Below are 22,661 nucleotides of genomic sequence, written 5' to 3'. Positions count from 1 at the left end.
ATGTGACTCCGGTCAACCTGCATCCTGACGACAGACCCGTCATCAGGGTTGGCGTACCTCCAGGTCAACCTGGAAGCTGTTCTGTTCGCTGAGGTCCAGTGTCACGTCCTCGGCCACCCAGTCGCCTGGTGCCGGCTCCGCTACCCCCTCAAAGGACACACGGGCGGTAATAACCACCTCACCCTGCCCACTGAGACCGCCCATTCCGCCCATGGCGTCAGCGTCGGTCAGTACAACTCTCATCTGGCGAGCGGAAACCGGCACTCGTCTCACGGCCAGGGGCATGCGCGCATCAACCGGTCGTGCATACACAAACAGTACGGCCGTCTCCGGCAACCCTTCCCAGGCCGTTGGCAGTGCCAGGCTTACGTCGATGCTGGGGCCGACATCGGCTTCATAGTCGATTCCCTGCTCAGCCAGGGCTGCTTCGGACCGGCTGATGAATTCATCGATCAATTGGGTGTCTGCTTCTTCGCCTGCCAGGCGTTTCAGTCGGGTCCAGTAATCAATGGACGACCGGTAAGACGCCAGCTCAAACGTAAGCCGCCCGGCAAAGCCCAGCGCCAGTGTATTTTGAGCGTTGTATTCGAGCGCTTCCTGAAACCGTTCCAGTGCCGGTTCGACTTGCTCCTGAGCCCAGAGCGTCTGGCCGAGGTAGGCCAGAATCATCGACTCGTCTTCGGCATTGCGGGGGCCTTCACGCAACAGCGTCAACACCCGATCCAGAGTAGGCTGCGCCCGGCTGAACTGCCCCAGCTCCATTTGCATGTTGGCCAGACGAAACCAGCCTTCCATGTCGTCCGGATGCTCTTGCAGCAAGGCTTCATAGCCGTCCAGTGTTTCCTTGAGCTGGGCTTCTGTCGGGTTCGGGGCTGTCGCCAGGTCGATGAAATTCTGGCGAACCTCTACCGCATCTGCTGCGCCCCACACACCATAGAGCCACCAGGCAGAGGCCGCTATGACAACACCAACGCCAACCACCACAACCAGAGGCACTGCGCGGCCGGGGTCGGTATCGCTGGCTTTGCGGGTATCCTCCAGCAAGGCCCGTTCGGTCTCTGCCTTGAACTGCTGATAGTCAGTGTCTTCCAGCTCACCGCGCTGATGTTCCTCGTCAAGGGCCTGCAACCGGTCCTTGTGAATGCGGATAGACTCGGCCACCGAATCCTGCTCGGTGGCATTGCCGCGCCGCCGCGCCAGCGTCGCTACAATCAGCAGTGCTACCAGCAGAAGTGCGCCAAATACTAGTATGGCCATAGGGGTTAAGAATCCTTATCCAGCAGGGTCTGTAGACGCGATCGGTCATCGTCACTGAGTTCATCGGGCGGCTCGGTTCCCGAGCGCCGTGCCAGCCAGGTCACCATAAGAGCGCCCAGCACCAGGGCCAGCACCGGACCCAGCCAGAGCCAGACCGTGCCCCAGTTAAGACGGGGCTGGTAAATCACGAATTCGGTGTAACGGTCGATCATGTAATTGACCACCTGATCGTCGCTGTAGCCCAGGTGCAGCAGCTCGTAGGTCTTGTTTCGCATGTCTTCCGCAATGGAGGAGTTGGAACCGGCGATGTTCTGGTTTTCACATTTGGGACACCGCAGTTGCTGAGTGAGTTCGAGATATCGCTCACGCAAGGAGTCGTTGTCGAAAATCAGGGTTTCCTGCTCGGCCACGGCAAACAGCGAAATCAGCAGCAAAGCTGCCGCGATCAGTCGGTTACTCCATCGCATCGTAAACAGCCTTTAACTTGTTATCCCATAGGGCCGAATCAATTGGCCCCTGAAAGCGGTGGCGAATAATGCCGGAAGAATCCACAAAGAAGGTTTCCGGTGCGCCAGTGACACCCAGCTCAAAGCCCAGGTCGCCATTGGGGTCGAACACGTCTATGTCATAGGGGTTGGCGTAATCGCGCAGCCAGGTAACCGCCAGTTCCCGGTCATCCTTGTAATTGACACCAATGATGCGCACCCCTTCGCTGGCCAGGCTGTTCAGGTAGGGGTGTTCAAACTTGCACGAAGGGCACCAGGTTGCCCAGAAATTCATCAGGTAAGGCTCGCCATCAAGGCTCTCTTCGGTCAGGGTTCGCTGGCTGTCGTTCACATCGGTCAGCCGAAAGGCAGGCATTTCCCGCCCTTCCAGCGCTGAATCCATCTCCTGAGGGTTAACCCCGCTCAATAGGGCAAAGGCAAACAGCGCCATCATGGCGGCAATGGCCACCAACGGCATAAAAAAAACCAGTCGTTTGCTCATAACGTTACCCCCGATTTTCTGCGGTAACGCCGGTCAAGTACCGCAACCACACCACCGAGCGCCATGAAAATGGCCCCAAGCCAGATCCAGCGGACAAAGGGTTTCACCTGCAACCGTAACGACCAGACCTGACGGCTGTCGTCCAATGGCTCGGCCAGTGAAGCATACAGATCCCGGAACAGACCGGCATCTATACCCGCTTCCGTCATGGTGCTGGACTGTACCGTATAAAACCGCTTCTCTGGGGTCAGAGTTGCCACCTGCCGATCATTGCGGAAGACATTCAGAATGCCTTCATCACCTCGGAAATTCGATGCACCAACCGCCCGGGTTCCCTCAAACTGGAACTCATAGTTACCCATGGTGACCCGATCATCAGGCCCCATACGATAATCGCGGGTCACCTCATAATTGGAGACCAGCACCACGCCAATGACCGAAAACACCAGCCCAAGGTGCGCCAGCCACATACCCCAGAAGCCGCCGCCGGCGCGCGCCAGTGCTCGCCAGGGATTACTGGCATTGCGCGTGCGATCGAGCAGCAAACGCACCAGACCGGCCAACAACCAGAATGCCAGAGCCAAACCGAGCCAGACCTGCCAGTGAAAGCGGCCTGAAATCAGCAACGGCAATACCAGGCCCGCCACAATAGCAACCGGAATGCCGACTTTCAGCAAGGTGGTCAGGTTGTCTGCGGGGTGTCGCTTCCAGCGCAGCAGTTGCCCTACGGCGACCAGCGAGAGCAGAAACACCATAAAGAAATTGAACATGGCGTTGAAATAGGGAGCCCCAACCGAAATCTTGCGCAGGTTGAGCGCATCGAATACCAGCGGGAACAGGGTCCCCAGCAGTACCATGAAGGTGATGACCACCAGAATGATGTTGTTGAATTGCAAGAAGGTTTCCCGCGACAACAACTGGTATTCCCCGGCCACGCGTATTTGCGAGGCGCGTAAAGCATAAAGCAGCAGAGAACCGCCAACGGTCACCAGCAGGATCGCCAGAATAAAGACACCGCGCTCAGGGTCAGTGGCGAACGAATGCACACTGGTCAGCACGCCACTGCGCACCAGAAAGGTACCGAGCAGGCTGAACGAGAACGCCATGATCGCCAACAGCAGCGTCCAGGATTTAAACAGGTTGCGCTTTTCCGTCACCGCCTGGGAGTGAATCAGCGCTGTGCCGACCAGCCAGGGCATGAACGACGCGTTTTCCACCGGGTCCCAGAACCACCAGCCGCCCCAGCCCAGTTCGTAATAGGCCCACCAGCTGCCGAGTGCAATACCTATCGTCAAAAAGGCCCAGGCCACATTGGTCCAGGGGCGCGACCAGCGCACCCAGCTGGCATCAAACCGACCGGTAATCAGAGCGGCAATGGCGAAGGCGAAGGCCACCGAGAAACCCACATAGCCCATGTAGAGTGTCGGCGGGTGCAAAATCAGCCCGATATCCTGCAACAAGGGGTTCAGATCGGCACCGTCGCCCGGGGGGATTGGCAGCAGGCGATCGAAGGGGTTGGAGGTTTCCAGTAAAAACAGCAGAAAGGCGACGGCAATAATACCCATGACGCCCAGCACAGCGCTTTTCAGCTCCAGCGACAAACTGCGGGCAAACAGACTGACCGCGACGGCCCAGCCAGCCAGCATGAGAATCCACAACAGCATGGAGCCTTCGTGGTTGCCCCAGGTTGCCGATATCTTGTAAAACCAGGGCAGTCGGGTGTTGGAGTTTTCCGTAACGATGCGTACGGAGAAATCGTCGTTAACAAAGCTGGCCACCAGCAGACCAAACCCTATACACAGAAACACGAAGAGCCCCCAGGTCCAGGCGGGCGCGGTGCGCTGAAAACCCGGATGACCGGCGATCACACCATACAGCGGCATAGTGGCCAGACCGATGGCCATCAGAAACGCTAGGATCAGGGCAAACTGTCCAAATTCCGGTAACATAAAACTCCTCAGTAACCGTAGCTGCTGGTGGGGGTGCTGTTGCCTTCGGCATTGCTGCCAGTTGCATTGGACGCCTGTTCGGCCCGTTCCAGTGCATCGGTAATTTCTACCGGCATGTAGGTTTCATCGTGTTTGGCCAGCACTTCACTGGCCACGACAATGCCATCGCTGTTCAACTGACCAATGGCGACTACGCCATCACCCTCGCGGAACAGATCCGGCAGAATGCCGTCGTACTCAACGGTAACGTCGGCGGCAAAATCGGTGACCACAAACTGCACTTTAAGCGTCTCGCCCTCGCGCCTGACGGACCCTTCACGCACCATCCCACCCGCGCGAATCTGACGATCCAGTGGCGCTTCACCCCGGGCGATGTCCGACGGTGAATAGAAGAAGTTCATGTTTTGCCCCAGAGCAAACAACACCAGCAATACAGTAACTGCGACACCGCCAGTCCCCAGTAAAATCAGCATCAGTCGTTGTTTACGTTTTGGATTCATCGTTGCTCCCGCCGCACCCGGCGTTTGTGATCAGAAATCAGTCGTTGGCGGTGCACACGCGGCGCAATAACGTTAAAGGCAATAACCGCGGCACCGACCGCATAGGCAGACCAGACATAGGCTCCATGGTCACCCATGGCCAGAAAGGCCGAAAAAGAGTCAAAAGCGCCCATTACTGCCCCTCTGCAAAACGGTTCAGCTCGTCTTCAACCCAGCGCGATTTGCGCTCGCGCTGCAGAATCTCGAGCCGGGTACGCATCAGCACCCAGGCCATGCTGGCCAGATAAAACCCGATAATGGCCATTAAAAACGGGATCAGCATGCTCGGGTGCATGGGCGGCGCTTCGGTAAATTTCAGGGTGGCTGGCTGATGCAGGGTGTTCCACCATTCAACTGAAAATTTGATGATTGGTAAATTCACAACCCCCACCAGGGCCAGAATGGCAGCCGCCCGGTCGCCGCTTTCTGGGCGTTCCATGGCATTGTGCAGGGCCCACAACCCAAAATAGAGCAGCAGAAGAACCAGCATGGAAGTCAGCCGGGCATCCCATTCCCACCAGGTACCCCAGGTGGGTTTGCCCCAGATAGCGCCGGTCACCAGCGCCAGAAATGCCATGCTGGCGCCAACAGGTATGCACTGTTTGGCGACAAAAAACGCCAGTTTCATTTTCCAGACCAGGCCAACCAGGCCCAGCACAGCGATGGCGGCGTAAATGGCTTGTGACAAAAACGCCGAGGGAACATGAATAAAGATGATGCGGTAGCTGTTGCCCTGCAACCGTTCAACGGGCGCGAACATCAACCCCCAAACCAGCGCTGAGGCGATGATCAGCGTCGCTGCCCAACCGAGCCAAAAGCTCCAGGGCTGGCTCATGGTGTAAAACCATTTCGGCGATGACCATTTGTGAAACCACCGGACAAAGGCTTGCCACATGCTAGAGGTACTCCCACCACCCGGTCCTGCCGGGCAGCCTGTTCGAATTCAATCGCCCACCGCAATGCGGAGGGCGGCAACGGTCAACAGTGGCGACAATGCCAGCGACCCGGTGGTCATCGCCGCCAGCATGGCCAGGTGCGCCTGCCAGGGTATTCCGGCCACCTGCGCCTGCACGGCACCGGTTCCGAAGATAATAACCGGTACAAACAAGGGCATAATGAGCAGGGTCAATAACAACCCGCCCTTCTGCAAGCCCACGGTCAGAGCGGCGCCTATACTGCCAATCAGACTCAGGCTCAGGGTGCCCAGTGCCAGCGTCAGCATCAGCAGCGGCAAGGCACTGCCAGGCAGGCCCAGCATGATCGATAACAGCGGTGCCATTATCGTCAGCGGCAACCCGGTCACCAGCCAGTGCACCCAGACTTTACAGAGCACCAGCGAGGTCGGTGGCAATGAGGCCAGCAGCATCTGTTCCAGCGAGCCGTCTTCGTAGTCACTGCGAAACAGCAGATCGAGTGACAGCAAATTCGCCAGCAGAGCACCCACCCAGAGCACGCCCGGCGCCATATCCGCCAGCTTGGTCATGTCGGGTGTTACGCCCAGCGGGAACAACACCACGACGATCAGGAAAAACAGGAGAGGATTGGCGAGGTCTGAACGACGCCGATACGCAAGCTGCATTTCCCGCCGGAACACGGATTTCAGCAGGGGCATGAACGTCATAACGCGGCCCCCAGTTCCAGTGTTCGCACTGTTTCGCTATCCAGCCCGTGGTGGCTGGTCATAATCACGCTGCCACCGGCCCGGGCATAGTCGATAATTCGGGCTTTAAGGCGATCAACGGCCTCGATGTCCAGGGCGGTGAGTGGTTCGTCCAACACCCAGGCACGCACTCTGTCTGGTTCCAGTGGCAAATAAAGCCTGGCCAGCGCGACTCGACGCTGCTGGCCGGCCGACAATTGATGACTGGGCACGTCTTCAAAGCCACGCAAGCCGACGGTTTCCAATGCGTCCCAAACCACTGACTCTGGCACCTGAATCCCGTGCAATGCCAGCGCATAAGCCATATTTTCGAGCGGCGATTGTAACAACGTCACTGCTGGCCTATGGGCGATATACCAAATCTTTTCACAGGGTTCGACGGTGCGTTCAGGAGAATCCGGAAACCAGGTAACGTCCCCGTGAACCACGGAACTTATGCCCACCAGTCGACGCAACAGGGTCGTCTTGCCGGACCCGTTCGGGCCCGTCAGATGCAGGATCTCACCGCTTGCTACATCAAACGACAAATCCCTGAAAAGATGCCGGTCATCACGCTCGCAATCCAGTCCCACTGCGGACAACACTCGGGCCATGGTCTGTCTCTGAAAAAAGGTCGCGGGATTATACCCACTCAGAGGCTGGAATACGAAAGTCTGGCCCAGGCAGGCTGGTTCAAAGCTACAGTCTCTGGCCGCTGGGCCGTTAACTTCAATAGTTGAATTGAGTGTCGGCCACCGGGTGTACCTATCCGGGGTCGGCGTGAACCCGTCCATGGGGCCTAGACTGCAGCATCCATGCTGCAGACTTCCCCGGATAGGTACACCCGGTAACCGCCACTGCTCTCCGGCTCGGTTAACTTTGAGGAAGCCCAGCTAAGCTGTATGCCTTTAGTGCTCAAAAACTCGCCAGGCACCTTACTGGTATTTCCCATCGACCGGGGTATGGTGGGAATTCTCTGCACGTACGGACCTGTACATGGCTGGCATAGATCGGACCGACGCGATCAAGCGTCCTACAGACAGTACCCTGACACCGCGAACGCTTGATCGTGGCAGTGAGCCTGTGGTTCGCGTGCGCGCCGATAGCCTCGACGCGCTTCGGCCTTCCCTGCCCGCGCTCGCCGTTGTGGTGGAACAAACGGTCATGGGCAGTCGGGACAAGCCCTTGTATGACCTGGTGCTTTCGCTGAATCAGCAGTGGGTTCGGGTACAGAGTGAGCGTGCCTTTCCGCCGGGTACGGTGTTGATGGTTGAAGCAACGCCGGAGAACCAGTTGCGGGTGTTGCCCCAGGTCGATACAGCTCAGCTCAACCGCATGATGCAGGCCTCGCTGCAGTTTTGGCAGGCGCATTCGTTGCCGCGGGCGCACACCACTCAAATGCCGGCTCCGCCCGCCTTCCCGGCCTTGCAAACACTGGCCGGTGACGCCCCCGAGTTGCAGTCGCTGGTACAATGGCTGAGTCAGAAGCCCGCTCTTTCGGCTCGCACCGTGGCCCAGTGGATGCAAGTGTTCAGCCCGCTGGCACAGTTGCGTCCGCCGGTTGCCAGTTTGCCGGCGACCCCGCTGATACCCTCACCGGCACAGCCAGCCATTGCTACCCCAGGCGCGCCATCCACTCAACTGGTCAGCACTGCGATCAACACCTTAAGCACGACACCCCTGGCGCCTTTGTTGAATGCCATTGCTTCTGTGCAATCGGCCAGTACGCCGTTGCTTGGAAATTCGCCCAATTTGGCACCTACTTCACCCGGCACCGGGGCGCCGGTTATGCTGATACCGCTGACACCCGGTGCACCGGCGCTGCCCTCGGGTACGGCAATGGTAATCACAATCGCCACAGACAGAGCCCAGTCAAACCTCCCGACTCTGAGTCTGTCGCCTACGCCTCAACGCACGATTGCCGATGGAAACCAGGCAGCGCCCACACTGTTGCGCCTCGCGGTGGTCGTGAATCCACACACGTCGGCCGCAGCGCAATCGACACCGGTCACTCTGCCGACCGGTTCTCCAGCGGCAGCCGCTCAACCAACGGCCACTTCGACGGGTGGTGCCAGTCCGCCCCTTACCCTTAACGCACCCCCAGGTCAGCCGGGCAACCTGTCGCCTAACCCAAACCCAACGGCCATGTCATCGGATCCTTTGCTGGCGCCCACCCGGTTCAGCACCCTGGCGCCGCCTCCCGGAGCATCCACTCAGGGAGCGCGCGACCCTGCACAGGCAGTGCCCATAGAGATTCGGTTGTCTCAGTGGCTGGCCGTGCTCGACAGTCGCATTCAGCAGCACCCGGCCAGTTTGCAACAAGCCCTGGCCCAGCAGGCTCAGCGTCTGTTGAATGCGCCACCGACCGGATATGCGCCGGGTGTCTCTGTGCAGAATCAAAGCGCTGGCTCAGCCATTAAGCAGGACGACCTGCAACCGCTGTTACAGCTAAGAACACTGCTGGAAAGCCTGCAGGGCAAAACGCAGAACAACGCTATCCAACAAGCACTCGGCGCCTTGGCCAACCCCGAGGCACCGCCGGTGCAACAACTGAGTATTCCGATGCTTTGGCTGGGGCCGAACCATTGGCTGAACATGGAATGGTGGCAGGAGAAACCCGAGGCTGAAGAGGCAGAATCCGACTCACCCGGCAAGCGCCCTTTTCGCTTCCGCCTGTTTTTTGAGCTCTCGCCGCTGGCGCCTCTGTGCGCCGACCTGCACTGGACGCCCGACCATACCGATGTCATCTTCTGGTCGCAGGATCAGAGCACACTGAGCATCATTAATAACAATCTGGACACCCTCGAACAGTGGACTCAGGGCCTCGGTGAGCGCGACTTGCACACCCGGCATGGCATGCCGCCTAAAAAGACCACGCCGGAACCCGACCAATTCAAACCCCTGGTGGACATCCGCACATGACCGAAGAAACGACTGGCAACAAGGCCGCCGCTCTCGAATACAAGGGCCAGAAAACCCCCATTGTCAGCGCCCTCGGCACCGACGAGATGGCCGACGCCATTGTCGCCCTGGCCAAAGAGCACGATGTACCCATCTATCAGGATGAAGACCTGGTCAATATTCTGACCCGCCTCAACACCGGCCAGGACATCCAGCCTGCGCTGTACGAATGGGTCGCCGGCATCCTCGCGTTTTCATTTTTTCTGCGCGATAAAGTGCCGGAAGGGTTCTCGCCCACCGCCACTCGCTCGGCCTATCAAAAAGTTCGGGAAGCTTACTCGGGGTCCGACGCTGGCGACTAGCTAGAGCTATCCACCGACACCAGATGGCGGACGCGGACGCCCTTGGGGAGTTGGCGCAGACGCTCGTTGATCCAGTCAAGCAGAACCGGAAAGTGGTCTACCCAGGCATCGTCGTGGATCAGCATGGATTGGGCGCTGTAGTTGCGCAAATTGCCATCGCGCTTGCCCAGCACCCAGAGTCGGCCATTGTGGGTGCCCAGCTCGCGCATGAATTCACGGACATCGGCGACGTGGTCGGTGTAGCCACCGTTGCGTCGGGCCAGGTACAGGCTGGGCGGCCAATCGAGGTGCTGAGCGGCGGCCGCATAGTCAAAACCGGTATCGTCGTGTGCGACCCAGGGGCCGTTGGACCAGCGCAGGTAATCCCGATAGAGCGTCAGATATTCGGGTTCGGGGCCCTTCCCAAGCCACCGCATGGGGACCGCGCCTTTGAGTGTGCCCAACGCGGGTAACAACGCATCCGTCGTCAGGCGGGACAGGGTTGAATGATGCACCCCGCCCAGCGTGGCATTGCGCCGGGTGCCCAGGTGAATCATGCCCAGAACGCCCGGGCGAACACCCGGCTCACGCGCATACGAAGACGCCAGCAACACGCCGCCAAAGCCCTGGCCAACCAGGAAAATCGGTAATCCATCGGCCTGCCGACGGGCTTCAGCCATCAGCCGGGGCAGGTCTTCGCGAATGATCAGATTGGCGTCGTGATCGAGCCGTCGGCTCAGGTTAGGCCAGCTTTGGCCGTGCCCGATCAGGTCGGGCACCAGGCAATGAAAGCCCATATCGGCCAGAAACTGCGCCAGCCCGTGACCCTGATGGCAAAAGACGTCGCCTTTATTACCCAGACCATGCAACAGCACCACCAGGGCCTGGGGAGCTTCCGGTAAAAACTGACGCACGAACAGCTGGCCGCCCTGCCAGGTCGGCACCTTGAGCCGATATTCCTTGATGCCATGCTTCATTCAGCGAGTACCTGTTGCCATTGTTTTTCCAGTCGCTTGGCCGAGACCGGCATCCGGGTCCCCAGTGTTTGCGCAAACAGAGAGACCCGATATTCCTCCAGCAGCCAGCGAAACTCGGTCAATGCCTGGCTGACCATTTGCTGTTCGGCCAGGGTGCGCTGCTTGCTCTGGTAACGCTGCCAGAAACCGGCCAGTTCATCCACCCAGAACTGCTCCCGCGCGGGAATACCCCCGGCCCGATTCAGGCGCCGGTCGGCGCCTTCCAGATACCGGGGCATTTCGGTAAACCACTCGGCCGGGGTGGCGCTGACAAACCCCGGGTACACCAGTTGATCGAGCTGCGCAGCCACATCAGCGTATAGGAAGGCTGTGGCAAAGGTCACGCGCCCTTTCAATTGTTTACGAACCTGATGGTGGCGGTGCAGCACATCGTGCACCTGACGGGCCAGCTGTTCACCCTGCTCAACCAGTTCGCCCCGACCGGCCTCGACCCAAGCGGCAAATGCCGACCGGGTGCGCGGCAACTTGCCGCCCCGGTCCAGCGTGCGCGCCAGGGTTGCCCACAGCATATCCTGTCGTAATGGGTCGGCTTTGCCGTAGGGTGCGAACAGCAAGGCGCTTTCCTTGAAGGCAGGCAGCCGTTTGGCCAGATACCCCAGCGGCTGCTCCAGCTGAAACCAGGCCAGACGCAGTAACCCCTGGCGGTGCTGCTGTTCCGCCCAGGGTTGCTGGGTGAAGGACTCAATCGCGACGGCATTCACCTTGTCAGCCAGCGCCGGGAAGACGTCTATATGAATACCGGCCTGAATGCGGTGCTCCACCTCGGGCAGATCAGCAAACGACCAGTCGGTATAATGGGCGGGCCCCGCTTCCTGCTCACGGCTCTTGCCAGCGGTTGCCCGATCTTTTGCCGCCTGGGCATTGGCGGGTGATTTCAGCGCATCGAGGTCACGACCGGACGCGATGACCTTACCGGCATCGTCAACCACCTCGAACCGGAACCGGTGGTGGGCTTCAAGTTTGTCGGGTTGCCACTCATCCTGCGGTACGCGAATGCCGGTCATCCGGAACAGGCGTTCCCCGATGGCTTTGGTCAGCGGGGTGTCATCGGCGGCCAGGCTGCTCATCAACGCATCGGCAAAATCCGGCACCGGCACAAAGTTGCGCCGGTAGGATTTCGGCAGCGCCTTGATCAGTGCGATGATCTTGTCGCGAAGCATGCCTGGCACCAGCCACTCCAGCCGACCGGAGGGCAATTGCGCAAGTGCACCAGCGGGCACGGTCATGGTGACGCCATCGGCGTCGGTGCCCGGTTCAAACTGATATTTCAGCGGCAGTTTCATGCGACCGACGGTGATGAAATCGGGGTATTGCTGCTCGGTGACCTGATCGGCCGAATGCTGCATCAGCGCTTCCGGCGTCAGGTCCAGCGCATCCTGGGGCTGTTTTTTGAGCCAGGCATGAAAGCCGGCGGCGTTGACGATGTCGTGCGGGATGCGCTGGTCGTAAAACGCCACCAACTGGTCATCATCGACCAGAATATCGCGGCGGCGGGCCTTGTCTTCCAGGCCGGTCACCTCGGCCAGCATGGCCCGGTTGCGCTGAAAAAAAGGCGCTTTGGTTTGAAATTCGCCTTCCACCAGCGCAGAACGGATGAAGATCTCCCGCGCCTGTGCCGGGTCAATCGCCCCGAAATGCACTGGCCGCTGCGCCACGATGGGCAGGCCATAGAGCATCAGCGTTTCTTTGGCCACGACCTGGCCGCGCTTCTTCTCCCAGTGCGGGTCGGTGTAATTGCGTTTCACCAGATGCATCGCCAGCGGCTCCAGCCAGGCCGGCTCAATGCGCGCTACGGTGCGCGCAAAGACCTGGGTGGTCTCCACCAATTCCGCCGCTACCAGCCATTTAGGGCCTTTGCGTGACAACGCCGATGACGGATGAATCCGGCACTGGCGGCCCCGTGCGGCGGTGTAGAGCTTGTCTTCCTTGTAGGTCGCAATCTGCGACAACAGGCCGGATGCCAGTGCCTTGTGCACCTGCTCATAACTGGCCGCCTGCTCGTTCAGTCGAAAGCCAAGTGACTTGGCGAGCAAGTGCAACTGGCGGTGAATATCACGCCATTCGCGCATGCGCAGATAATTCAGAAACTGGGTTTTGCAGAACTTGCGCAACTGACCCTGACTGAGCGTCTGGCGCTCTTCCTCGTAGCGTTGCCAGAGGTTCCAGAAGGCCAGAAAGTCGGAATCCTTGTCTTTATCCTGAGCGTGTTTTTCGGCCGCAGCCTGCTGTTTTTCCTGAGGGCGCTCGCGCGGGTCGGGAATCGACAGCGCAGCCGCGATCACCAGCACCTCTCTCAGCGATTTCTGCCGGTTGGCCTCAATCACCATGCGCCCAAGGCGTGGGTCTACCGGCAGTCGCGCCAGCTCTTTGCCCAGCGGTGTCAAATGTCCCTTGTCGGTCACGGCGGCCAGTTCGGTCAGCAGGGTATAGCCATCCCGAATCATCCGGCTATCGGGTGGTTCCAGAAACGGAAAGTCTTCCACCTTGCCCAGCCGCATATGCAGCATTTGAAGAATCACCGAGGCCAGGTTGGTGCGCAGGATTTCCGGGTCGGTAAAGGCCGGTCGTTGCTGGAACTCTTCTTCATCGTAGAGGCGGATGCACAGACCCGGCGCAATACGACCGCACCGCCCTGCCCGCTGATTGGCCGACGCCTGGGAAATCGGCTCGATCGGCAAGCGCTGAATTTTGGACCGGTAACTGTAGCGGCTGATGCGCACCAGCCCACTGTCGATCACGTAGTGAATGCCCGGCACCGTCAGCGAGGTTTCAGCAACGTTGGTCGAGAGCACGATGCGCCGGCCACTGTGGCTGGCAAAAATGCGCTGTTGCTCGCTGGCACTTAACCGCGCATAAAGCGGCAACAACTCGGTATGACGCAGCTGGGCCCGCTTCAGGGTATTGAACGTCTCGCGAATTTCCCGTTCGCCGGGCAAAAATACCAGCACATCACCACCGCTGTTTGCGGTTTTACCGGCCCGTTCAAGCTGCTCGATTTCTTCAACGGCATTGAGCACGGCACTGGGCAGGTCAGAGGCGTAATCGTCTTCATCCGGGCTCATTGGCCGGTAGAGATGCTCCACCGGGTAGCTGCGCCCAGCCACTTCAATCACCGGGGCCTGGCTGAAATGCTCTGAGAAACGCTCAACGTCTATGGTCGCCGAGGTGATGATGAGTTTCAGATCCGGCCGGCGTGGCAGCAACTGCTTCAGATAGCCCAGCAGAAAGTCGATGTTCAGACTGCGCTCGTGGGCTTCGTCGATGATCAGGGTGTCGTATTTGTTGAGGAACGGGTCTTGCTGAATCTCGTTCAACAGTATGCCGTCGGTCATCAGCTTGATCAGGGTGTCGTCGTTGGACTGGTCGGTGAATCGAACCTGGTAACCCACCTGATGCCCGAGCTCAACATTCAATTCTTCCGACAAACGATCGGCAACCGAGCGAGCTGCCAGCCGGCGTGGCTGGGTGTGACCAATCATCCCTGAGCGGCCCAGCCCGGCCCGCAAGCACAACTTCGGTATCTGCGTCGTTTTGCCCGAGCCGGTTTCACCGGCGATGACCACCACCTGATGGTTGCTGATCGCCGCAAGAATGTCCTCGGCTCGCTCGGAAACCGGCAGTGTTTCGTTCAGGCGTATTTCGGGAACCCGCTGATCGCGCGCCACAAACCCTTCTCGTGAACGAACGAAGGCTTTTTCAATGGCCGCCACCAGGGAAGGCGATGCCTCCCCTTTGTTAAGTTGCTGACGCCAGGTCTTGCAGCGCTGTGTCAGATAATGCCGGTCACGAACAAGGCACTGCGACAGGTTCTGCTGAACCAGATCGGGCGTCATTTCCGTGGTTGATACTGCACTGGACGGCATGCATGGACCTGTCTGCCAAAAGGGACGGCATTATAGGCATCTGGATAAGGAACGTAAAACAGCCAGAGAGCAGAAACAGAAAAGACGCAAGCCAGGCATCCCCGTCTTGCGTCTCATACAACGGCGCTGTTATTCGGTGTCGCGCAACTCGCGGCGCAGCACCTTGCCCACGTTCGTCTTCGGCAGTTCATCCCGGAAGACAAACTGTTTGGGTACCTTGTAGCCCGTCAGGCTTTCACGGCAGAAGTCGGAAAGTTCTTTTTCCTCAACCGGTCCGTTGGTCACCACAAAGACTTTCACCGCCTCGCCCGTTTTCTCGCTAGGAACACCAACGGCGGCGCATTCCACCACTTTCGGGTGGCGCGTCAGCACGTCTTCGATCTCGTTCGGGTAAACGTTAAAGCCGGAGACGACGATCATGTCCTTCTTGCGATCAACAATTTTCAGGTAACCGTCTTGTTGCAACACGGCAATATCACCGGTTTTCAGGAAGCCGTCTTCATCGACGGTTTTGGCGGTGTCATCCGGGCGGTTCCAGTAGCCCTTCATAACCTGAGGTCCGCGCACCTGCAGTTCACCCGGTTCATCGAAGCCGAGCAGCTTGCCGTCGTCGTCGGCGATGCGGACTTCGGTATTCGGCGCCGGAATACCAATGGTGCCCAGTTGCTGATGACCGGCCGGGTTGAACGAAATCACCGGAGACGACTCAGTCATGCCGTAACCTTCCGAGATCGGGCAGCCGGTGACTTCCTCCCAGCGCTCAGCGGCCGCATGCGTCAGTGCCATGCCACCGGAGATGGTCAGTTTCAGGGCGCTGAAGTCAACTTTCTTGAAGTCTTCGTTATTCATTAACGCAACGAATAACGTATTGAGACCGGCAAACCCGGTGAACCGGTGCTTGCCCAGCTCTTTGACGAAACCGGGAATGTCGCGCGGGTTCGGAATCAGGACGTTGTGGTTACCCGTCAGCATGATGGTCATGCAGTTCACGGTAAAGGCGTAGATGTGGTACAGCGGCAACGGCGCTACAAAGGTTTCCTGGCCGTCTTTAAGCGTCAGTTTGAAGAACTCGTAACACTGCAGCATGTTGGCGATCAGGTTACGGTTGGTCAGCATCGCGCCCTTGGCCACACCGGTGGTGCCCCCGGTGTACTGCAAAATAATGGTGTCATCGTGACCGCTGGCGGCGCGCTTGTAGGTTTTGGTGCTGCCTTTTTTCAGGGCATCGCGGAAGCTGCCTACCTTGCTGGTGTCGTAGGCCGGCACCATTTTCTTGACCTTCTTCACCACGGTGTTGACCAGTACCCGCTTCAGGCCCGGATGCAAGTCGGCAATTTCGGTGACGATGATGCGCTGTACAGGGGTTTTTGGCTGAACCCGAATAGCCTGGGCAGCCATGCCGGCGTAGACCACCAGCGCCTTGGCACCCGAGTCGTTCATCTGGTGTTCCAGTTCCCGGTCGGTGTACAGCGGGTTGGTGTTAACCACGATCAACCCCGCCCGCAGTGCGCCAAAGACCGCAATTGGGTACTGCAGAATGTTGGGCAACTGCACCGCAATTCGGTCGCCGGGTTGCAGATCGGTCTCGTTCTGTAGATAGGCGGCAAAGTTGCCCGACAGACGATCGATGTCGGCGTAGGTCAGCGTCTGGCCCATGCAGCTGTAGGCCGGCTTGTCGGCGAATTCCTTGGTTTTCTGGTCGAACAGATCGAGCACTGTGTCGAAGGCTTCCGGGTCGACCGTGGCTTTCATACCGCCCGGGTATTGCGTATGGGTGTAAACGTCGCTCATGGACACTCCTCTCGTTCTTATTGTCGATCAATGCGTATTCCGCCTGACTGCATGCCCGCTTGCCTTAAACTACCCTGGCTGACACTGGCTTCATTCAAACGTTTGTTTTATTTGCTGACCCGATTGTCTCTTTTTTACCGAGCAGAATTCAACTCTTTAATGAATAGAGCGCACAGTAAACAGGCTATCTGTGAGTAAACAGCCTAAACCGATGTTCAAATGTTGGAGTTCTCGCCAGTCAGCGTTTAGCGGGATCGTCTTCGGCGTCGTCGAAGGGGTCGTCCTTGAACGGATCGTCCTCGTCGAGGTTCAGGTTCTCGAGATCGGACAGGCCATCTTCCAGATTGCTGATGTCGAACAGATCATCGTCTTCACCGGCATCCAGGTCATCGAGCGGGTCGGGCTCGCTGTCCAGCTCACCCCAGACATCTTCATCCAGCGCCCGGGTATCGAGGCTGTCTTCCATACTGACGCGCGGGGCTTCGGTGCGTTCCGGCGGTGAGGGCTCAGCCTCATCGGCATCGAACACATCGTCGACAACGGGCGCATCCTGATCGCTGGCCTGGCTGTCTCGGGCCTGGTCGATACCCTGATCCATACTGGCATCATCGAGATCAGCGGTCATTTCCAGACCCTCCAGATCACCCATGGCAACATCAGCCATGCCCCGGTCTTCAGCCAGCAAGTCTTCTGCTTCCCCCTTGCTGCGCTGGTCGAGCCGACGGTAAACCAGAAAGAAGGCCCCCAGTATCAGCAGCCCCGGCAGGCTGAGCAACAGATAGCGTAGCCAGGGGAAGGGTTCTGCCGGTTCCTGGGTCTCTGCTATCGGGTCGGTTTGGGCGTTGTCAGCCGCAACCGGTGTCTGCACACTCAATTCTTCGAACTCGGGCATCGGCTCTTTAATGAAAGCCGCTTCGGTTTCGGGCCCGGTCATCGTTACCGGCTCAGCGGGAAGCGCCTCGGGGTTCAGTATGCGGGGCCAATCCGCGGGCAGTGGCAATGTGAGCTCTATCGGCGCAACGCCGAATTGGGAGACTCGCCGGGCGTTGACGTCGGCGTCGCCCGCCAGGCTCAGCCGGTAATTGCCATCAGGCAGGTCGGCTGACAAATTGACATAAAAGTAACCACTGGCGTGGGTTTGAAAGCCTTGCTCGCGACTCACCGGGCCTTCAATCATCGCCTGCAAATCGACCTGCTCAAACACCAGACCGCGGTCGGCCGGGTACAGGCGCCATTGAATGCCCTGATCCGTCACCAGCAACTCTGACAGCAAGGCTGGCCGGTTCACCACGGTTTTACGGATCTGGCGCTGAAAAGTGCCGCCATCGAGCGTCACTTCCAGTTCGATGTCTGCATCACCGTAGGTATTGGGAATCTGGGCCCGAAGCTGCCGGCCATCCCAGCGCAGGCCATCGACCTGACGGCCATTTATGCGTAACGCAGGGGTCATAACGTTAATCAGCGCGTCGGGCACCACGTCACCCGAGGCATCAGCAACGCCCAGTTCCAGAATCAGTGGCTGGTCTTGCAGCACCACCGAACCGGTTGGCTGAGTCCAGTACAGATTAACGTCGGAGACCACCTGAATGCGGCTGTCATCGTTAATATCGCCCAGCACTTCCCAGCGCCCGGCTTCGGGGTTATCGATACTGATCAGGGTATAGCCCTGCCCGGCCTGCCAACGCTGTGATCCGGGTGAGGCGACCGAATTCAGAGTGCCGTCAGGCTGGCGCAACTCGACCTCGCCTGCATCATGCATCACCATCGCAGTCAGTTCGGTGACCTGGTCATCGACGGTAAACCTGCGACCATCGAAAGGCAGTTCATTACCCGGGCGAACCGAGTTCAATACCCGCACGATGAACGACTGCATCTCTGCCGGCTGCCGAACTTCGGCAAACACACCGCCGGTCTGACTCGCCATTTGTTCCAATAAGCCCGCATCGGCAGCACCACCCAGTGCCAGGGTATGAATGCGGGCACCGGCAGCAGCAAAACGGGGAATGACGGTGTCGAGAATCCGGTCGCGTTCGACCCGGTTCACATCGGTATTGGGGGCGATATCAACCTGGCCGTCAGTGATCAGAATAACGTCGGTCGGCGGGCTGTAGGTCGAGAAGCCAAAGTCGTAGGCGGCATCGTCGAGGGCGGCGCCGAGGTTGGTACGCTGGGCAATAGCGCGCAAATCGGCCACCCGGGCACGGGCACTGGCGCGCCAGTCATTCGTCACCGGGTCGTGAGGTACCAGCAGGTTAACGTAGCGCCCGAAACTCCAGATCCCGGCCGTCGCTTCATTGGGAATGGCGTCGATCAGCAGGTTAATCGCCGGTGTCCGGCGATTCTGGGGGTCGGTGTCGCGCATACTGCCGGAAATATCGATCAGAATACGCACGTCGCTGGCGGTCGGTTGAGGCGGGGTTTCTGCCTGTGCAGGCACAAGCGAGACCAGTACTAACCCCAAAAGCACACCAAACACCCGCATACGAATAGGGCGTGGCCAACCTGACTGTCCCAGCATAGCTGTCATCCAAAGATTCCCATGGCTATAACATCGGCGACTTGTTGCCGTTCTTTACCGGTCAGTCGCCGACGATCGTTGTATTACAGCTGCAGTGCAATCAACGGGCCATTGGCAGGCCGTCACCCCATTCTGGCCAGCATGCGGCGGCCCGCTTCGGTGATGTGCCAGCGAATGCCGTGCTTGCCCATGATGCGACCGGACAGATTGCGGGCAACCATAATATCGAGGGTTTTGACCATGGTCGCTTCGGTGGCATCGGTTTCGTCGCACAGGCCCTGCAAAGAGCGAAAAATGTAGCGGCCGTTACCCAGGGTTTTCAGCACTTGCGCCGTAGTGACGTCCAGTTCTTCATCGGGCGTCAGCGCTTCGGCCGGTACTGGCTGGTCATCTTCGGTTTCGGCTTCGATTAATGGCTTGATTTCTGCCTGAACCAGGTAAAGCTCATGCATCACGCGGTCGGCCTGCTGCCGGGCGGTTCTGGCTTCGGCCAGAATCTTGTCGGATACACTGGTCACCACAAAGCGACTGGCAATGGCCGCTATCAGACAGAAGCCGGTGAAAATCAGAAAACGGCTCGAATCTTCCTGGCTCTGGGCGATCAGGTCGCTGTTAACCAGCGCCAGTACCACCGGCACCAGAAAGGCCGCCCCGATGCCGACCACCAGGCTGCGCGGCAGGCTGGTGGTATCCGGATCGTATTGGGACAACATGTAATAGTTGACCAGGCCACCAAAAACGCCGGACATCAGCATTACGGCGATCAGAACGAAAATATGAAGGGCCATGCCTACTCCTTACCACCACTGCGGGTATTTATTATGGGGACTCCCCTGCCCCGCGCTATCGGCACGGGCAGCGGTATCATGAATCTGTCAATGCCTGCCGCCTGATCTGGAAGGCATTCAAACGGCGTGTAGATATAACAGACCTGACGGTGTTTTTACACTTTAACCGGCTTCCGGGGGGGCCTCATCGGCTTGTTTCATGCTGCGCAGTCGCAATACGATGCCCAGAATCACGATCACCAGCGTACCGACCACCATGGCCTGCAGCATGGGCATCAGAATCGCCAGGCTGGCGTTCAGGCCCACATCCATGAAATCAAACGCCGCGACGATAATCGCGGGCGCGTAATAGGGCTCCGGTTCGGTGCCCTGCCAGGGGGTGAGGACAACACAGAGGTAGATCCAGGTGATCCACCAGCGCAACGGGCGCCACGGCAGAAGCCGGCCAATCCGCCACACGACCAGCCAGAAGCCAATCACACCCAGGCCGTAGGCAACGGCAGCCGTCCAGTAGATGTCTTGATAAATCATGAGTTATTTGAATTCCAAAAAATCGCTGTAATGAGTTAGACGTTATCGATGATGTAGTCTTCCCAGTCTTCTTCCGGCACTTCATTGTCCCGTACCGGGTCAAGGTGCAGCACCGAGGCGTCAACTGCATGAATGCGCTGGCTGTCGTGCGCGCGCAGCGGGTGCCACTCCGGTAAGTCTTCGCCTTCGGCTACCAGCCGGTAGGCGCAGGTGCTGGGCAGCCAGAAAAACTGATCGACGTCTTCCGGTTTCAGCCAGACGCAGTTGGGTACTTTCTGTTGCCGTTCCTGATAGACCGTGCACCGGCAACTGTCGGACAGATACTGGCATACCACGCGGGTATAGAATACCTCCCCGCTGTCTTCGTCTTCGAGCTTTTGCAGGCAGCACTTGGCACAGCCATCGCAGAGTGACTCCCACTCGTCGGTCGTCATCTGCGCCAGCGTCTTGCGTTTCCAGAAGGGTTGAGCAGCCATCAGCGAGGGTGCACCGGGGTCGTGGGTTCACGGTACAGGTCGAGCATGCCCTCTTCCCGCGGCGGTGGCATTTGCAGGTAATAGCCCTGCTCGACGATCTTCGCCATGACTTTATCGACCTCCACCCGGGCCAGAGTGCGGGCCGGTGTCAGCAACAAATCCATCACCGGGATGGGGGTGCCAAAGCGCTCGCGCAGTGGCTCCGGTACCCGGGCCAGCCCTTCGTGACGGGATACATAGAGGTACATATCCTGACGCGCCGAAGAGCGGTAAATACTGGCCAGCACCCGGTCAGTCGTTGGCTTCACGATGATGTTCCTCCAGCAGGCGGGTCAGCGGATCGACCAGTAACGGCTTGCGCCAGCCGGTCATCATCTCCGGCCACTCGTAGTCGCCGGTGTAACAGCCACTTCTGACAAGTTGTTCCAGCGGCTTGCGCCGGGCCAGCACTTCGGCCGGTACCGCAGATTCCCGGGCCAGATCAGCGATCAGGTCTTTGACCGATTTGTACAGGGCAGCCTGGTCAGCTGGTAACGGCCCGGCCAGTCGCTCGGGCCAGAACTCCCGGCTGGCTTCGTTGCAGCGGCGCACAATATCGACTACTGCATCGGCATAAAGGCGAACCTTGCGCGGGTGCAGGCCCTTCAGGCCAGCCACGACGCTGCGCTGGGTCGGCATGGCCTGGGCGATCTGGATGATTTCAGCGTCCGATAGAATGCGCGAGCGGTTCACATCCTGCTCCCGAGCCTGTTGCTCGCGCCATTGTGACAGCTGTTGCAGGCAGTACAAGCGGGTTCCCTTGAGCTTCCAGGCACCGCGCAATTTCAGGTAATACTGTTCAGGGCTAGGCGGAAAGCTGTCGAGTGCCGCTCGCTGGCTGTCTTCCAGCACCCAGTCAAAGCGGTTCATTTCCTGCAGCCGGGGAGCGAATCGCTCATAGAGCTGTTCCAGCCAGAACACATCGGCGGCGGCATACTGGCATTGCTCTTCAGCCAGCGGGCGTAACAGCCAGTTGGAGCGGGTCGCGTCTTTGGGCAGGCTTTCGCCAAGCTCAGCTTCAACGGCCCGGGCAAAGCCCATTTGCAGATCGTTGCCCAACAGGGCCGCGGCAATCTGGGTGTCAAACACCGGCGCGACCTGGGCACCGGTGCCATTAAACAGTACTTCAGCGTCTTCCGACAGCGAATGAAACACCTTGATAATGGCCGGGTCTTCCAGCACGGCCGCGAACGCCTGCCAATCGCTGATCGCCAACGGGTCGATCAGCCAGACCTCGCCTTCCAGCCCGACCTGAATCAGACCCAGTTTGGCAAAAAAGGTTTCGGTGCGGACAAACTCGGTATCCATTGCCAGTACCGGAGCGGCTTTCCAGCGCTGACAGGCGAGGCGCAGCGCGTCGTTATCACCCACCCAGTGGTAGTGTTCAATCATGTTCAAAACCCAGTGGTTTGCGATCTTGCAGAGCCTGCGACAGGCTGTGGCTATCGATGCGGCCAAATTCCGACCCGACCGGGATGCCCCGGGCAATCCGGGAGACTACGACCTTTAACGGTTGCAGCTGTTCAGTCAGGTAATGCGCGGTGGCTTCCCCCTCCATAGAGGCATTGGTCGCCAGTATCACTTCTTCAATGACGCCGCTTTTGACCCGCTCGAGCAGCAGGGGCACGCCCAATTCATCCGGGCCGATACCATCGATGGGCGACAGGTGCCCCTGCAATACAAAGTAGTCACCCAAATAGCCGCCGGACACCTCGATGGCTTCGCGGTCCTGTGGGGTTTCCACCACACACAGGCGGCTATGGTCACGGTCGTCATTCTGGCACAGCTCACAGACGGCCTGCTCGGTCAGCACCCGGCACCGGGCACAGTGCATCACGCCATCGAGCGCGCGCTGCAGTGCCTGCGACAGCATCTGACCGCCCTCGCGGTCACGCTCCAGCAGGTGCAGCGTCATGCGCTCGGCCGAGCGCGAACCCACACCGGGCAAGACCTGCAAGGCTTCCATCAATTGCTCTGTAAGCGGGCTGTACGCCATGCCAGACCT

21 protein-coding genes are annotated in these 22,661 nt (G+C 59.0%); 2 read left to right on the top strand and 19 right to left on the bottom strand.

The window, feature by feature from the left end; translation table 11 throughout:
• Positions 1–42 precede the first annotated feature (42 nt).
• From ccmI to ccmA, 9 genes are all read right to left on the bottom strand, one after another.
• On the bottom strand, positions 43–1,257 hold the full coding sequence (ccmI, locus tag ACHUE7_RS06210; protein WP_394169225.1) for a c-type cytochrome biogenesis protein CcmI: 1,215 nt from the start codon (positions 1,255–1,257) through the stop codon (positions 43–45).
• A 5-nt stretch (positions 1,258–1,262) separates the two neighbouring features.
• The gene (locus tag ACHUE7_RS06205; RefSeq protein ID WP_394169224.1) at positions 1,263–1,724 is read right to left on the bottom strand and encodes a cytochrome c-type biogenesis protein; all 462 of its coding nucleotides are present in this window, start codon (positions 1,722–1,724) and stop codon (positions 1,263–1,265) included.
• Positions 1,711–2,244 carry a DsbE family thiol:disulfide interchange protein gene (locus ACHUE7_RS06200; protein WP_394169223.1) on the bottom strand — a complete coding sequence of 178 codons (534 nt, stop codon included), beginning with the start codon at positions 2,242–2,244 and terminating at the stop codon, positions 1,711–1,713. Before ACHUE7_RS06200 ends, ACHUE7_RS06205 begins: the two co-directional genes overlap by 14 nt.
• Positions 2,241–4,193: a heme lyase CcmF/NrfE family subunit gene (locus ACHUE7_RS06195; RefSeq protein WP_394169222.1), complete on the bottom strand. Its 1,953-nt coding sequence runs from the start codon at positions 4,191–4,193 to the stop codon at positions 2,241–2,243. Before ACHUE7_RS06195 ends, ACHUE7_RS06200 begins: the two co-directional genes overlap by 4 nt.
• 8 nt (positions 4,194–4,201) lie before the next feature.
• Positions 4,202–4,693, bottom strand: coding sequence for a cytochrome c maturation protein CcmE (gene ccmE, locus ACHUE7_RS06190; protein WP_348475091.1), 492 nt, complete (start codon positions 4,691–4,693; stop codon positions 4,202–4,204).
• Entirely contained in the window at positions 4,690–4,866 is a 177-nt protein-coding gene (gene ccmD / locus ACHUE7_RS06185) for a heme exporter protein CcmD (RefSeq protein ID WP_394169221.1), read from the bottom strand. Before ccmD ends, ccmE begins: the two co-directional genes overlap by 4 nt.
• On the bottom strand, positions 4,866–5,567 hold the full coding sequence (locus ACHUE7_RS06180) for a heme ABC transporter permease (protein ID WP_394169220.1): 702 nt from the start codon (positions 5,565–5,567) through the stop codon (positions 4,866–4,868). The genes ccmD and ACHUE7_RS06180 overlap by 1 nt, the downstream gene beginning before the upstream one ends.
• Before the next feature lie 108 nt (positions 5,568–5,675).
• Positions 5,676–6,353, bottom strand: a complete 678-nt coding sequence (ccmB, locus tag ACHUE7_RS06175; RefSeq protein WP_394169219.1) for a heme exporter protein CcmB — start codon at positions 6,351–6,353, stop codon at positions 5,676–5,678.
• Positions 6,350–6,985 (bottom strand): cytochrome c biogenesis heme-transporting ATPase CcmA, encoded by a 636-nt coding sequence (ccmA, locus tag ACHUE7_RS06170; RefSeq protein ID WP_394169218.1) that lies wholly within the window; start codon positions 6,983–6,985, stop codon positions 6,350–6,352. The genes ccmB and ccmA overlap by 4 nt, the downstream gene beginning before the upstream one ends.
• Positions 6,986–7,367: 382 nt before the next feature.
• Here ccmA and ACHUE7_RS06165 point away from each other — a divergent pair, with 382 nt between their 5' ends.
• Positions 7,368–9,293 carry a hypothetical protein gene (locus ACHUE7_RS06165; protein ID WP_394169217.1) on the top strand — a complete coding sequence of 642 codons (1,926 nt, stop codon included), beginning with the start codon at positions 7,368–7,370 and terminating at the stop codon, positions 9,291–9,293.
• Positions 9,290–9,634 (top strand): EscU/YscU/HrcU family type III secretion system export apparatus switch protein, encoded by a 345-nt coding sequence (locus ACHUE7_RS06160; RefSeq protein ID WP_394169216.1) that lies wholly within the window; start codon positions 9,290–9,292, stop codon positions 9,632–9,634. Before ACHUE7_RS06165 ends, ACHUE7_RS06160 begins: the two co-directional genes overlap by 4 nt.
• Here the strand turns inward: ACHUE7_RS06160 and ACHUE7_RS06155 are convergent.
• The 10 genes from ACHUE7_RS06155 to recR form a co-directional block, all read right to left on the bottom strand.
• Positions 9,631–10,590, bottom strand: a complete 960-nt coding sequence (locus tag ACHUE7_RS06155) for an alpha/beta fold hydrolase (protein WP_394169215.1) — start codon at positions 10,588–10,590, stop codon at positions 9,631–9,633. The genes ACHUE7_RS06160 and ACHUE7_RS06155 overlap by 4 nt on opposite strands.
• On the bottom strand, positions 10,587–14,513 hold the full coding sequence (gene hrpA / locus ACHUE7_RS06150) for an ATP-dependent RNA helicase HrpA (protein WP_394169214.1): 3,927 nt from the start codon (positions 14,511–14,513) through the stop codon (positions 10,587–10,589). Before hrpA ends, ACHUE7_RS06155 begins: the two co-directional genes overlap by 4 nt.
• A 129-nt stretch (positions 14,514–14,642) precedes the next feature.
• On the bottom strand, positions 14,643–16,304 hold the full coding sequence (locus ACHUE7_RS06145) for an AMP-binding protein (RefSeq protein ID WP_394169213.1): 1,662 nt from the start codon (positions 16,302–16,304) through the stop codon (positions 14,643–14,645).
• A gap of 238 nt (positions 16,305–16,542) precedes the next feature.
• Positions 16,543–18,822: a VWA domain-containing protein gene (locus ACHUE7_RS06140; protein ID WP_394169212.1), complete on the bottom strand. Its 2,280-nt coding sequence runs from the start codon at positions 18,820–18,822 to the stop codon at positions 16,543–16,545.
• Between the two features lie 122 nt (positions 18,823–18,944).
• A complete protein-coding gene (locus ACHUE7_RS06135; RefSeq protein ID WP_394169211.1) occupies positions 18,945–19,610 on the bottom strand; it encodes a YEATS-associated helix-containing protein in 666 nt (221 codons plus the stop codon).
• Between the two features lie 162 nt (positions 19,611–19,772).
• Positions 19,773–20,141: a hypothetical protein gene (locus ACHUE7_RS06130; RefSeq protein WP_394169210.1), complete on the bottom strand. Its 369-nt coding sequence runs from the start codon at positions 20,139–20,141 to the stop codon at positions 19,773–19,775.
• Between the two features lie 35 nt (positions 20,142–20,176).
• Positions 20,177–20,617, bottom strand: a complete 441-nt coding sequence (locus ACHUE7_RS06125; RefSeq protein WP_394169209.1) for a YcgN family cysteine cluster protein — start codon at positions 20,615–20,617, stop codon at positions 20,177–20,179.
• A complete protein-coding gene (locus ACHUE7_RS06120; protein WP_246026211.1) occupies positions 20,617–20,925 on the bottom strand; it encodes a YcgL domain-containing protein in 309 nt (102 codons plus the stop codon). The genes ACHUE7_RS06125 and ACHUE7_RS06120 overlap by 1 nt, the downstream gene beginning before the upstream one ends.
• A complete protein-coding gene (rnd, locus tag ACHUE7_RS06115) occupies positions 20,909–22,048 on the bottom strand; it encodes a ribonuclease D (protein WP_394169208.1) in 1,140 nt (379 codons plus the stop codon). The genes ACHUE7_RS06120 and rnd overlap by 17 nt, the downstream gene beginning before the upstream one ends.
• On the bottom strand, positions 22,041–22,652 hold the full coding sequence (gene recR / locus ACHUE7_RS06110; RefSeq protein ID WP_394169207.1) for a recombination mediator RecR: 612 nt from the start codon (positions 22,650–22,652) through the stop codon (positions 22,041–22,043). The genes rnd and recR overlap by 8 nt, the downstream gene beginning before the upstream one ends.
• Positions 22,653–22,661: the final 9 nt, after the last annotated feature.

Origin of the sequence: Saccharospirillum alexandrii (assembly GCF_043641555.1) — a bacterium.
GTDB classification, from domain to species: domain Bacteria; phylum Pseudomonadota; class Gammaproteobacteria; order Pseudomonadales; family Natronospirillaceae; genus Saccharospirillum; species Saccharospirillum alexandrii_A.
The sequence above is the reverse complement of the archived record's forward strand: the minus strand, read 5'-3'. Positions and strand labels throughout refer to the sequence as shown.